At 64.3% G+C, this 12,733-nt stretch carries 14 protein-coding genes; 6 read left to right on the top strand and 8 right to left on the bottom strand.

All coding sequences use genetic code 11. From position 1 onward, the window contains the following. The first annotated feature begins 5 nt into the window (after positions 1–5). Genes I6F12_RS30425 through I6F12_RS30400 form a run of 6 tightly spaced genes read left to right on the top strand, consistent with a single transcriptional unit; the run spans position 6 to position 4,942 of the window. Positions 6–1,241 carry an ABC transporter substrate-binding protein gene (locus I6F12_RS30425; RefSeq protein WP_225157900.1) on the top strand — a complete coding sequence of 412 codons (1,236 nt, stop codon included), beginning with the start codon at positions 6–8 and terminating at the stop codon, positions 1,239–1,241. Between the two features lie 29 nt (positions 1,242–1,270). Then, positions 1,271–1,651: a carboxymuconolactone decarboxylase family protein gene (locus I6F12_RS30420; RefSeq protein ID WP_036011548.1), complete on the top strand. Its 381-nt coding sequence runs from the start codon at positions 1,271–1,273 to the stop codon at positions 1,649–1,651. A 16-nt stretch (positions 1,652–1,667) separates the two neighbouring features. Beyond that, a complete protein-coding gene (locus tag I6F12_RS30415) occupies positions 1,668–2,438 on the top strand; it encodes an SDR family oxidoreductase (protein ID WP_225151588.1) in 771 nt (256 codons plus the stop codon). A 24-nt stretch (positions 2,439–2,462) separates the two neighbouring features. Next, complete coding sequence (locus tag I6F12_RS30410) at positions 2,463–3,203, top strand: SDR family oxidoreductase (RefSeq protein WP_225157899.1); 741 nt, start codon at positions 2,463–2,465, stop codon at positions 3,201–3,203. A 23-nt stretch (positions 3,204–3,226) separates the two neighbouring features. Beyond that, a complete protein-coding gene (locus I6F12_RS30405; RefSeq protein WP_050991723.1) occupies positions 3,227–3,943 on the top strand; it encodes a GntR family transcriptional regulator in 717 nt (238 codons plus the stop codon). Positions 3,944–3,967: 24 nt separating this feature from the next. After that, complete coding sequence (locus I6F12_RS30400) at positions 3,968–4,942, top strand: tripartite tricarboxylate transporter substrate-binding protein (RefSeq protein WP_225157898.1); 975 nt, start codon at positions 3,968–3,970, stop codon at positions 4,940–4,942. A gap of 27 nt (positions 4,943–4,969) precedes the next feature. Here the strand turns inward: I6F12_RS30400 and I6F12_RS30395 are convergent, their stop codons facing one another. From I6F12_RS30395 to I6F12_RS30360, 8 genes are all read right to left on the bottom strand, one after another. Continuing rightward, complete coding sequence (locus I6F12_RS30395) at positions 4,970–5,716, bottom strand: SDR family NAD(P)-dependent oxidoreductase (RefSeq protein ID WP_036011561.1); 747 nt, start codon at positions 5,714–5,716, stop codon at positions 4,970–4,972. Positions 5,717–5,774: 58 nt separating this feature from the next. Next, the gene (locus I6F12_RS30390; RefSeq protein WP_225144711.1) at positions 5,775–6,737 is read right to left on the bottom strand and encodes a sugar kinase; all 963 of its coding nucleotides are present in this window, start codon (positions 6,735–6,737) and stop codon (positions 5,775–5,777) included. 32 nt (positions 6,738–6,769) lie between these two features. Continuing rightward, positions 6,770–7,462 carry an L-fuculose-phosphate aldolase gene (locus I6F12_RS30385; protein WP_225157897.1) on the bottom strand — a complete coding sequence of 231 codons (693 nt, stop codon included), beginning with the start codon at positions 7,460–7,462 and terminating at the stop codon, positions 6,770–6,772. Between the two features lie 19 nt (positions 7,463–7,481). Next, the gene (locus tag I6F12_RS30380) at positions 7,482–8,141 is read right to left on the bottom strand and encodes a hypothetical protein (protein ID WP_345944190.1); all 660 of its coding nucleotides are present in this window, start codon (positions 8,139–8,141) and stop codon (positions 7,482–7,484) included. A 126-nt stretch (positions 8,142–8,267) separates the two neighbouring features. Then, the gene (locus tag I6F12_RS30375) at positions 8,268–8,837 is read right to left on the bottom strand and encodes a peroxidase-related enzyme (protein ID WP_225157895.1); all 570 of its coding nucleotides are present in this window, start codon (positions 8,835–8,837) and stop codon (positions 8,268–8,270) included. 14 nt (positions 8,838–8,851) lie between these two features. Beyond that, entirely contained in the window at positions 8,852–11,161 is a 2,310-nt protein-coding gene (locus I6F12_RS30370; RefSeq protein WP_225157894.1) for a molybdopterin-dependent oxidoreductase, read from the bottom strand. Next, a complete protein-coding gene (locus I6F12_RS30365; protein WP_225157893.1) occupies positions 11,158–11,916 on the bottom strand; it encodes a CoA transferase in 759 nt (252 codons plus the stop codon). Before I6F12_RS30365 ends, I6F12_RS30370 begins: the two co-directional genes overlap by 4 nt. Further along, positions 11,916–12,725 carry a CoA transferase gene (locus I6F12_RS30360; protein WP_128262920.1) on the bottom strand — a complete coding sequence of 270 codons (810 nt, stop codon included), beginning with the start codon at positions 12,723–12,725 and terminating at the stop codon, positions 11,916–11,918. The genes I6F12_RS30365 and I6F12_RS30360 overlap by 1 nt, the downstream gene beginning before the upstream one ends. Positions 12,726–12,733: the final 8 nt, after the last annotated feature.

The following is a 12,733-nucleotide window of genomic DNA, read 5'->3' as shown; positions in this document are numbered from 1 at the left end:
TTGTCATGAGAACAACGAGCAAGATCAGGATCACCCGTCGAACACTGCTTGCGGGCGCGTCCGGCACGCTGATCGCATCCCGTGCCTGGGCACAGCAGCCATCTGAGGTGAAAGTCGGCCTCTTGGTGCCGATCTCCGGCATCTACGCCCGTCCCGGCACGGTGATGCGTCAGGGCGCCGAGATGGCGGTCGAGCACATCAACGCGCAAGGCGGAGTCAAGGCGCTCGGCGGCGCCAAGCTGAAGCTCCTGGTGCTCGATTCCGGCGACACAACTGAGAAGGCCAAGAACGCCGCCCAGCGTATGGTGGCGCAGGAGAGCGACCTGGTCGCGGCAAGCGGCGCCTACCTGTCATCCTTCACGCTCGCGGTCACCGAGGTCACGGAACGCGCCAACTTGCCCGTCCTCACCCTCTCCTACTCCGATCTGATCACGGATCGCGGCTTCAAATACGTATTCCAGACCTCGGCCACGGCAGCCTCACAGGCCCGTCAGGCCTTGCCGCAAATCATCAAGCTGGCCGAGACGGCATCGGGCAAGCGGCCGAAGACGGTCGCGATCCTCACCGACAACACGGCCGCGTCGATCGCCTCGGCGAAATCGATGCGCGAGGGCCTCTTGGCAGAGAACCAGCTGCAGCTGATCGTGGACGAGACCTTCACGCCGCCGCTGGCGGACGCGACGTCGCTGGTTCAGAAGATTCGCTCGGCCAAGCCCGACCTGCTCTTCTTCCTGCCGACGGTGATCTCCGACGCCAAGCTGCTGCTCGAGAAGATGAACGAGTTCGGCCTCGGCCAGGGCAAGGTGCCGACCATCTCGTTCGGCATCGCCATCGCCGAGCCTGACATGCTGCAGACCGTGAGCCCGGAACTGCTCCAGGGAGTCCTGACCTGCGTTGCGAGCTGGGGCGCCAAGGGCCACGAGGCGCTGATCGCCGAGTTGAAGACCCGCTACAAGGAGCCGTGGATGACGCAGAATGCGATCTCCACCTATGGCGACATGTGGGTGATCAAGGACGCGCTGGAGAAGGCCGGCAAGGCCGACCGCGTTGCCGTCGGCGAAGCGCTGCGCACCATGGATGCAGGCCCCTCGAAATATTACCCGCTCGGCGAGATCAAGTTCGACCAGAAAGGCCGCCGCGTCGGCGCCGGCATGACCATCGTGCAGTGGCAATCCGGCGTGCCGGTGACGGTGTTCCCGCCTGAGCTTGCGCTGGCCAAACCGTTCTGGCCGAAGACCTGAGAACGCCCGAACGAGAAACGGAGAACAGAATGGACAAGGCGACCTACGACCGCGGCCTCGAAATCCGCAAAAGCGTGCTCGGCAGCGAGTTCGTCGACAAGGCGATCGCGTCCGCGGACGAGTTCAACCGCCCGATGCAGGATCTGACCACCGAGTATTGCTGGGGTTACGTCTGGGGCCGCGAAGGGCTGACGCGAAAGACGCGCAGCTTCCTCAATCTGGCGATGCTCTGCGCGCTCAACCGTCCGCACGAACTGAAGACCCACGTCCGCGGCGCCCTCGCCAATGGCGCGACCAAAGAGGAGATCCGCGAGGTCTTCATGCAGGTCGCGATCTATTGCGGCGTGCCGGCCGGCGTGGACGCGTTCCGCAACGCGAAGGAAGTCTTCGCCGAGCTCGACAAGAAATAAGGGCGGGCGGGCTGCGATGAAGGGCAAATGGGCACTCGTGACCGGCGCGACCGCAGGCCTTGGCCTCGCCATCGCGGAAGGCCTGGCCGGCGCGGGCTGCAACATTGTCCTGCACGACCTCGTTGCGCCGAAGCAGCCCGCGGACGACCTCAGCGCCCGCTTCGGCATCGAGGTCATCCCCGCCGCTGCCGATCTGTCCGGGCGCGACGACATCGAGAGCATGATGGTCGGCCTGCTCGACCGCTGCGGAGTCATCGACATCCTTGTCAACAACGCCGTTGTCAGGCATTTCTCGACGATCGAGCAGTTTCCACCCGATCGCTGGGACCAGGCGCTCGCTGTTAACCTGTCGGCGCCGTTCCACCTGATCCGCCTTGCGCTGCCCGCGATGAAGCAGCGCGGCTGGGGCCGGATCATCAATATCGGCTCGATCTATTCGAGCCGCGCGGTCGAAGATCGCATCGACTACGTCACGACCAAAGCGGCAATCCTCGGCATGACCCGCGCGGTGGCCATCGAGACCGCCCGCAGCGGAATCACCTGCAACGCGCTCTGCCCGGGTACGCTGCCGACGCCGGCGATCCTGAACAAGATCGCGACGATGGCAGCGAATAGCGGACGCCCCGTCGATGACGTGACCCGCGAATATCTTGGCGAGCGCCAGCCGACGCAGCGCTTCGTCGAAATGGATGCGGTCGCCGCCATGGTCATCTTTCTCTGCGGCACCGCGGCAAATGACATCACCGGCGCCAGCCTGCCCATCGACGGCGGCTGGTCAATCGCATGAGAGCATTGGAATGGGAGTGCTGAGATGACCGAACAACCAGGCCAGACCGTCGTCCTGACCGGCGCTGCCGGCGGCATGGGACGTGCCATCACCAAGGCGCTGCTGGACAGCGGCCGCCGCGTCGTGCTGGTCGATCGTGACGCCGAGGCGCTTCAGCAGCTGGCGGCCACCGTCGGCGACAGGGTGTTTCCGATTCAGCTCGACGTCAGCGATTTCCGGAACGTGGATAGTCTGCCGGAGGCCATCCCTGCTCATTTCAAGCCGGTCGAAATCCTCATCAACAATGCCGGGCATGACATCGGCGGCCGGACACGCTTCGACGCCGGCTCCGCCGACGACTGGTCCAACATCATCCAGACCAACCTGATTGGCCTGATGCGCGTCACCCGCGCGATCCTCCCCGACATGGTCAAGCGCAACGCCGGCCATATCGTCAACATCAGCTCCATCAACGCCGTCCGTATAGTCCCGGATATGGCGGCCTACAGCACCAGCAAGGCGGGCGTGCACATGTTCACCGAGACCCTCCGGGGCGAGCTGGCGGACACCGCGATCCGGGTCACCGAGCTCCAGCCCGGCCTGACCAGGACCAACATCATCCTGACCCGCTACCGCGGCGACAAGCAGAAGGAAAAGGACTATTTCGACCAGTTCAGGATGGCGCTTGAGCCGGCCGACATCGCCCGCTCGATCGTGTTCGCCCTGGATCAGCCCGCCCACGTTCAAATTGCCGAAATGATGATTCTGCCTGTAAACCGGTATTGAATCATTCCAACCAAGGCCCGGACATGGAAAGACGCCGCGAATTGCAGTCGACACTCCGCATCGATGACGTACCGACCGTCCGAGCGATGGTGGCGCAAAAGCTGCGCGAGGCGATCATGTCCGGCACGCTGAAACCGGGCCAGCGCCTGGTCGAGCGCGAGCTCTGCGAGATGATGGGCGTCAGCCGCCCCTCGATCCGCGAAGCACTACGCGCCCTCGAGGCCGACGGGCTGGTCAATACGGTCCCTCACCGCGGCCCTGTGGTCTCCACGATCAGCCTGGAGGAGGCCCGGCAGCTCTACGCCGCCCGCGCGGTGCTCGAAGGCTTCGCCGGCCGTGAATGCGCCAGGCTTCACGACCCGGAAGTGGCTCGCCGGATCGGGGAAGCCCTGACCCGGCTGAAGGCAGCCGCAGCCAAGCAGGACCTCGTCGGATGCCTGGAAGCCAAGACCGACTTTTACGCCGCTCTGATCGGTGGCTGCCGCAACGCGTTCATCGAGCGCATGCTCAAGCCGCTGCATGACCGAATCCAGCTGTTGCGGATCACCTCGATGTCGCAGCCGAAGCGGATCAACAAGAGCTTGCGCGAGGTTACCGCGATCTGGCGCGCGATCCAGAACGGCGATGCGGACCTCGCCGAGCGCTGCTGCGTCGACCACATCAATGCGGCTGCGGTGGCCGCGCTCGACATGATAGAAAAATCGTCGGCAGCCAAGGAGGCGGCGCCTTCCGACGACTAAAACATTGCCGCCAGGGAGTGTTCGATGACGTATCTCGTACGATCGCTGATCCTGCTTGTCCTGCTCTATCCCTGCCGCGCAGCCATTGCGGAAGACTACCCCACCCGCCCGGTCACGATGATCGTGCCGTTCTCAGCTGGCGGTCCCGGCGACGTGATCGCACGCATCCTCGGCGGCGCGATGAGTGCGACGCTGAAACAGTCGATCGTGATCGAAAACGTCGTCGGCGCCGGCGGCACGCTCGGCACCAACCGTGTCGCCAAGGCGGCCGCCGACGGCTACACGCTGCTGCTGATGCATGTCGGCCAGGCCACCGCGCCGGCCCTCTACGCCAAGCTGCCGTTCGATCCGGTCGGCGATTTCGCCCCGATCGGGCTCGTCACCGACGTCCCGATGATCCTCGTGGCGCGGCCGAACTTTCCTGCCAAGGATCTCAACGAGCTCATTGCGCGGATCCGCAATGCCGGCGACAAGATCACCTTCGGCAATGTCGGTCTCGGCTCGGCCTCACAGCTCTGCGGCTTGATGTTCATGAGCACCACCGATACCAAGCTCACCCCGATCTACTACAAGGGCGGCGGCCCAGCGCTGAACGACGTCATCGCCGGCCACATCGACGTTTATTGCGACCCTGCAACCGGGCCGACGCCTTATATTCAGTCGAACACGATCAAGGGCTACGCGATCACGAGCAAGAAGCGGGTTGCAACGCTGCCGAACGTGCCGACCTCGGCCGAGGCCGGCCTTCCCGCGTTCGACGTGACGACCTGGTATGGCCTCTACGCCCCGCGCGGCACGCCGAAGCCCGTAGTCGACCAACTCGTCGGCGCGCTGCAGACCGCGCTGAAGGATCCAGCCCTGATCAATCGGTTTGGTGAGCTCAGCATGTCCCCGGTTGAACCCGAACGCGCGACGCCGGAAGCCCTTGAAGCCTTTCTCAAGGCTGAGATCGGCAAATGGGGAAGGATCATCAAGGCAGCCGGCATCGAGCCGCAATAGGTTAGCTAGAGCGGATCGACCCCGTTGCTAGCTGTAGAAGATGCCTCCGTCCACGTTGAGGGCTTGGCCGGTCACAAACGCAGAATCGTCAGACGCAAAGAACGCAACGGGCCCGACGACGTCCTCCGGCTGCCCGAGCCGGTGCAGGTCCGTGACCTTCTCGAAATAGGCGACACGCTCGGGATCGCGGAGATTGTTCATCCCCATCTCCGTCACGATGATGCCCGGGCATACGGCATTGACCGTGATGCCGTAGCCGCCGAACTCCATAGACGACACCCGGGTGAATCCGACCACGGCCGACTTCGACGCGGCATAGTGGGACTGTCCCGGACCGCCCGTCCGTGCGGCGAGCGAGGCGATGTTGACGATCCGCCCGTATTTGCGCTCCTTCATGTGTGGCACCACGGCCTGGGTCATCTGGAAGACGCCGCGCGTGTTGACGGCGAAGGTCTGATCCCATGTATCCGTCGTCAGCTCGTCGATGGTGGCCAGCCTGAGGATGCCCGCATTGTTGACGAGGACATCGACGTGCCCGAGACCCTGGACGGCTTCAGCCACCGCACGCCTGCAATCGCCGATATCGCTGACGTCGCCCAGCACCGGGATGCAGCGGCCGCCAAGCTTGCCGACCTCGGCGACGGTCTCGAGCAGAACCTTCTCCTGGGCCGCGATGTCGGTCAGCGCGAGATCGTAGCCTCGCCTTGCAAGCCCAATGGCAATCGCGCGGCCAATGCCGCGGCTTGCTCCCGTCACGATCGCATGTCGGGCCATGTTGCGTTCTCCCCTGTTATTTCCAATGAATGTTGGTTCTTTACCGGCGTTGAAAAGATCAGGCGCGAGCCGGCTTGCGGACTGGCAAGGTGTTCATGGCCTTCACGGTTTCCTCGAAGGATACGAGATTGGCGCCCGAACCCAGCCCCGTCGCGACGATCGCGGCCGTCGCGGTCGCAAGCTTGGCGCAATCGAGCAGGTCCCAGTCGCGAGCCAGCCCCGCGATGAAGCCGCCCGTATAGGAATCGCCGCATCCCGACGTATCGCGAACGGCAACGTCGAACGCCGGCACCGTGAACTGGCGTCCGTCGCGGGTCATCACGAAGGAACCATCGGCACCAAGAGAGATGGCGCAGGCCCCCGCCCCCTTGTCGATGAAGAACCGCGCGCATGCGGCGGGATCGTCGGTTCCGACCATGGCACTGGTCTCGTCGATACTCGGCATGAAGAAGTCAACGTAAGGCAGCAGAGGCTCGACCAGCGCCAGCGTCTCACGCCGCGCCTGGATGAGATCGAGCGTCGTCGTGCAACCAGCGGCTTTCGCGTCCTGCAGCAATGCGACGGAAGGCGCTCCATCCATCGCAAGCAGAGAGCCGACCCCGCCGAGATGGAGAATTTTGCTCCGGCATGCGGCTACTTGCGTTTCGGGCGCGATCCGCCATCGGGCTGAGGCGCCCCTCGCATGCATGACCGGACGCGAGCCGTCGGGCCGGATCGGCAAGATCGTTGCAGAGGTTGGAGCGCCGGTCATTCGCTCCATCAGAGCGATATCGATGCCTTCGCGCTCCAGCGCGTTCAGCATCCAATCAGCCTTCTCGTCGGAGCCGACGGCACCAACCGCGAGCGCCTTCAAGCCGAGCCGCGCGCAAGGAACGACCGTTCCGCCGGCCGTGCCGGCGACCGCGAGCCGGATTTCCTCGATCAACAACCGGCCACCTCCGGGTGGGATCTCGGTAACGGGGACCCCGAGAATATCCAGGATGTAAGTGCCGCAGACGCTGACGTCGTGAGTGTAGGCCATGAGTTCTCGCAAGGCAGGGGATTATTCGTGATCTAGCTCGACAGCTGGGTAATCTTGGCCGCGCCTTCGTTATCGCGCAGGCCGTAATGCCCCCATCGCTTCAGGATGCTGTCGATCTCCTCGTCCGGTAGCAGCGGAGGAGAGCCGAGTTGAAGACAGCCGTGATACTGCTTGGCGAGCACCTCGACCTCCACCGCGAGCCACAAGGCTTTGCGCAGGTTGGGACCGATGGCGATCAGCCCGTGATGTGCGAGGAGGCAGGCGCGGCGATAGCGAAGCGCGTTCAGGGCCGCCTGCGACAGTTCGGCCGTGCCATATTGCGCATAGGGCGCGCAGGGGATGTCGTTGCCGCCGGCCGCGGCAATCATGTAGTGAATCGCAGGGATCGAGCGATTCATGATCGCGACGATGGTGCAAAAGACCGGATGGGCGTGAACGACGGCGCCAACCTCCGGCTTCGACTTGAGGATGTCGAGGTGAAAACGCCATTCGGTCGACGGAACATTGCCGGCCGATGCAGTCCATGAGCCGTCCCACTTCATGGCCACGATGTCTTCGGGCTTCATGCGGTCGTAGGGAAGACCGGACGGCGTCAGCAGGATGCCGTCGTCGGCTCGAACGCTGATGTTTCCGGACGTTCCCTGGTTGATGCCTTGCGCCGCCATCTCGCGGCACGCGTCGATGATGGATTGACGAAGTTCGAGCTCTGCTTCGCGGCCGGTCATACCTTGCTTCCACCCTGGTTCATGCACTTGCTCCGAGCTGGACCTGACGGTCGACCAACAGCCAGGTGGCTCGCGCGGTCGCCAGCACCTCCTGCTCGGCATCGAGCAAAGCACTCTCGGCAAACAACTTGCGGCCTTCCCGCCCGGTCGGCCACGCCACCACCGCACATCGATCTCCGGGACGCGGCCGGCGTTCGATCCGAGCGGCCATGCGTCCGAGCAGCGCCGTTTCGTCGCCCTTCAATCCCAGGTGACGGGCGCCAACGGTGCAATAGCCGGTCGGGCAATCGAGAGCGGCCCAGACGAATTCGGGCGCGACATGGCCGTCCGCACCGGACAGGCTCCCATGAGGTACCCAGGAGGCCGCGAACACGACGGGCTTGCCCGGGACAGCGCCCGCCTGCAGCGGGCCTGCGAAGATGCGAAGACCATCGCCGTGACCACGCGCGGGGCCACAGACAAAACAAGTCGGAAGGTTATGAGTCTGCTCTTCGTAGGGTGTTCGGCCGGCCGCCTCTTCGGCCGCCTCGTAGCTTACCCTGGGAACGTCCAGCACATCGATGTCTGTTGCACGCGCCGTCGCGAGCAGCTTGCCGTTCTCGCGCAACTCGATCCCGCCGTCGGCCCCCGTCAACACGTCGAGCGACCGCTCCAGCGGCGGCGGGGCGCGCAACGTCACTTCGGCGTCTCCACTGACGTGCCTTGCGAGACATCCGCATACATAACCGCCGTTGCCGGAGTTGGGTGGGCCCCGGAAGCGCCTGTCGATGACCAGCGATACCATTGCAGCTCTCGTTCGCGGCGTTTAGCGTCCCATCGCGAAGAACTCGTCGTTCGGACGCATGCTGGTGACGTTGGCGAGGCGGTTCGACATGCCGAAGAATGCAGCGATGGCTGCGATGTCCCAGACGTCCTCCTCGGTGAATCCATGTCCCTTGAGATCCACGAGGTCGGAATCGTCCACCTCATAGGCGCGCGCCGAGACCTTCATCGCGAAATCGAGCATCGCCCTTTGCCGCGCGGTGATATCGGCCTTGCGGTAGTTGACGGCGACCTGGTCCGCAATCAGCGGATTCTTCGCCCGCACGCGCAGGATGGCGCCGTGCGCCACGACGCAATACTGGCATTGATTGGCGCTGCTGGTCGCGACGACGATCATCTCGCGCTCGGCCTTGGTGATCGGCCCCGGCTTGTCCATGAGAGCGTCGTGATAGGCGAAGAATGCCCGGAACTCGTCCGGACGATGCGCAAGTGTCAGGAAGACGTTCGGGACGAATCCAGACTTCTCCTGAACGGCCTCGATCCGTGCGCGGATATCCTCCGGCAGCGTCGCGATATCGGGAACGGGAAAGCGGCTGATCGCGGTTGCAGACATGTTCCAAGCTCCTGTTAGACTGCCGCAAGCGCGTCGAGCGTTTCCTGATAGGCCTCGAACGCATCGCGCCGATCGGCGGCGTAGGGCTCGACCCGCACCAGGCAGGTATGGGCCGAGCAGCCCTGGCCGAATTGAGACGTGCCGATGTCGAGCGTGAGCACGTTCGGATTGCCGGCGACCTCGAGGCCGCTATTGCCGGTCGGTGTGAACCAGGCGCCGGTCGGGAGCACAAGCACGCATCGGCGGACCTCGTCGCTGACCTCAGCAGTCGCAAGGCATTCCCCGCGGTCGTTCCAGATGCGGATCGTCTGGCCGTCGACGATGCCGAGAGCAGCCGCGTCGTCAGGATGAAGACGGGCCTGTTCACGGCCATTGCGTTTCATGACGCGGCTCGATGGGCCGGTTTCAAGCTGGCTGTGAAGACGGCCGGCCGGCTGATGCGAGATGAGGTGCATTTGGCCAGCTTCTGCAGTGCCGAGCCATTCGGCGGGCTCGATCCAGGCAGGATGCGAGCGGCAGTCGGGATAGTCGAGCCTGGCAAGCGTCTCGCTGCCGAGTACGATCTTCCCGCTTTCGGTGTTGAGCGGGTATTCCTCGGGCTCGTTGCGGAAGTCGGCCAGGAACGTGTGGTCTGCCTTGACCGGGCAGTGGGCATAGCCGGATTCCCAGAACGCATCGAACTCCGGCATGGCGAAACCAAATCGCTTCGAGGCGTCGTCGCGGCAGGCTTCGTAGAGATGCCGGACCCAACCCATTTCGTCGCGGCCTTCGTTGAAGCGCTCGGCCACACCGAGCTTGCCTGCAATCGCGTTGAAGATATCGAAGTCGGAGCGGGCTTCGCCCAGCGGCTCGATGGCCTTCTTCATGGCCAGGATGAAGTCGGAGCGCCTGTTGCCGGCAAGATCGTTACGCTCGATCGACGTGGTTGCCGGCAGCACGATGTCGGCCCGTTGGGCTGTCGCGGTGAACATCGGGTCCTGCACGATGATCGTTTCGGGCCTCGTCCAGGCTTCCGACAGGCGGTTGAGATCCTGATGATGGTGGTAAGGATTGCCGCCCGCCCAATAGACCAGCCTCGTATCCGGATAGGAGCGGATCTCGCCTTCATAGCTGAATGGCCGACCGGGATTGAGCAGCATGTCGCTGATGCGCGCCACCGGGATGAAGCTGTCGATCGGCCTCTTCAGCTGTGAAATGGCTGGAGACTTGCCGAGATTGAGCGGGGCCCCGACACCTCCCAGCGAAGCATAGCCGTAACCGACACCGCCGCCCGGCAGCCCGATCTGGCCGATTATCGAGGCCAGTCCGAGCGCCGCCCAGAACGGCTGTTCGCCGTGATGGGCACGCTGCAGACTCCAGCTCACCGTCAACATGCTCCGCGTGTCGACCAGGCGCCTTGCGAGCTCGGCAATCTGGCCTGCACCGAGCCCGCAGATGCCGGCGGCCCACAAGGCGTCCTTTCGTCCGCCATCCGCCTTGCCTTCGAGATAGCGAAGAAGACGATCCGCGCCGCTGGTGCAGCGCGCAAGGAAATCCGTGTCGTGCCGGCCGGCCTTCACGATCTCGCCGGCGAGGCCGAGCATCAGCGCAGTGTCGGCGTTCGGCCGGATCGGCCACCATTCGGCATCGACCCAGTCCGGCAGATCGTCCTTCAGCGGCGAGACGTGGATGACCTTGACGCCACGCTCGACGATTTTCCTGAGATAAGTCTCGAGGCGGTGGCTGCCAATTCCTCCGGCCTCGTTTTGCGCGGTTCGTGGCGACAGAGCGCCGAACACCACCAGCGTCTCGGTGTGCTGCGCGATCGTGTCGAGCGTATTGGCGCGGCCGCCACACGCGTCGTCGTTGCCCAGCGTGTGGCGCAGGATCACCGGACCCGCCGCGATGGAATAGGTATCGACGTGCCGGGTGAAGCCGCCAACCAGATTGAGCATGCGCTTCAGAAGCGAAGAGGCATGATGCAGGCGCCCCGAATTCGTCCAACCATAGGAGCCCGCAAAGATCGATGCGTTCCCGAACGCGTCGGCGACGCGGCGCACTTCGTCGGCAACCAGCGTCGTCGCCTCGTCCCAGCTGACCGGAACGAACTTCTCTCGGCCACGCCGGCGGCGATCGCTCTTTTCGCGCTTGTCCAGCCAGCCGGAACGGACCATCGGCCGCAGCACGCGCCGCTCGGGATTTGCCCATTCGGCAATAGAATGGATGATCGGGGACGGCGCCGGATCGTGCTGGAACGGCTCGATGCCCACGATGCGATTATCCTCGACGAGGATCGTGTACGCACCCCAATGGCTGCAATGCGGGATCCGTTTGATCCTGCTCATGCGTCCACCGCTCCAAGTTCGCGCCGCATCTGCGCGGCGAATTCGGGATAGGTCTCGGCGAGTTCGTCGAACACGCGGCCGCGGAGCAGATCGAGTGTCGATCGATCGGGCAGCGCGGTCTGCCGCGGCTCGGCTTCATGCTCGAATCGAAAGCCGGTCGCTTGCTTGATCTCCGCAAGATCGTGCCCGGGGTGAACACTCTCCAGCTCGAACCCCGGCCGCGTCTTGTCGAATCGAAAGAGTCCCTTGCCGGTCAAGAGAGCCACGGGGCCGCCGCTCCGGAAGACTCCCTCGGGACTGACGCCGGGGGCACTGATGAAGTCGACCTTCTCGACGAAGACGCGCGGCGTATGCTCCTCGCGGAACAGGATGACCCGCGGCACGACGAAATAGAGATAGGCCGACCCGAACGAGCCGGGCCAGCGCACGCTGGAGCGCGGATAGTCACCGGTGCCGACGAGGTTCACGTTGCCAAGGCCGTCGATCTGGCCACCGCCGAGGAAGAACGCGTCGATTCGGCCCTGACCTGCACAATCGAACAGCTCCGCCGAACCGTTGGTGAAGAAATTATGCTCGACAGAACCGAGGATGGAGAGGCGTGGACCAACGGCGCCACGCGCCTCCTTCATTGCACGCAGCAGCATCGCGCCAGCGGCAGGAATCGGAGAGGAGGCGCCTACGGCAACATGCCTGACGCCATCGAGCAACCGCGCGATCGTGCAAATCAGCACTTCGCGAGGGAGAACGTCCGACATCACGCGGGCTCCATCTGCGCCTGCGCCATATAGGCCGAGAAGCCATCGGCCGTTCGCGCGGCCTTCGCATAACGCGCGATCTCCGCGCTATCGGCGGGATACTCGCCCCATAAACCGTATGGCCATGCACCCTTCGGTGCGCGCGCGACTGCCGTGACGTAGAGTGCCGGCAGCACGCCGGCCGCGCTCATCTCGTCGGCGAGCAAATTTTCCTCGACGATGCGCTCCACCGTGACGAGAACTGTCTGCGAAGCGTAGGCCATTGCGGCAAGCTCGCGGCGTCGCCCGATCCAGACATTGCCGAAGCGATCAGCCATCGGCACATGGAAGATCGTGACGTCAGGCTTGATGGCGGGAATCAGCACGATCGGATCGCCTCCATCCGCCAGCGGATTGTCGACGACACGCCAATCGTCGCGGTGGCGCAGCAGATCCGTTCCGATCAGCCCGCGAAGGGGCATGAAGGGGCTGCCCTTCTGCGCCGCCATCAGGCCCGCATGGATGGCAGGACAGGTCGCGTCCTTCAGTCGAACCGCGCCTTCCTTGACCGCCGCGTTGAACCGGGGCGCTCCACCTGCTTCGCCCAGCGAGACCGCACTGGTCTCCACCGTCCGGACCAGACCTGCGCCGACAAGCTGGTCGAGCTGCAATCCGCCGGTTGGCACGCAGACCAGATCGAGATCGCCCGCGCCATGCTCGATCATTGGACGCGTCATGGCCATGGAGACGCCGGCGTAATCGACGGGCAGCGCGACGCGCATGCCCGGCTCGATGTGCTTCGCCATGACGCGAGGCTCGCTCAACACCATCATCCTCC

Origin of the sequence: Bradyrhizobium sp. IC4059 (assembly GCF_020193615.1) — a bacterium.
GTDB classification, from domain to species: domain Bacteria; phylum Pseudomonadota; class Alphaproteobacteria; order Rhizobiales; family Xanthobacteraceae; genus Bradyrhizobium; species Bradyrhizobium yuanmingense.
The sequence above is the reverse complement of the archived record's forward strand: the minus strand, read 5'-3'. Positions and strand labels throughout refer to the sequence as shown.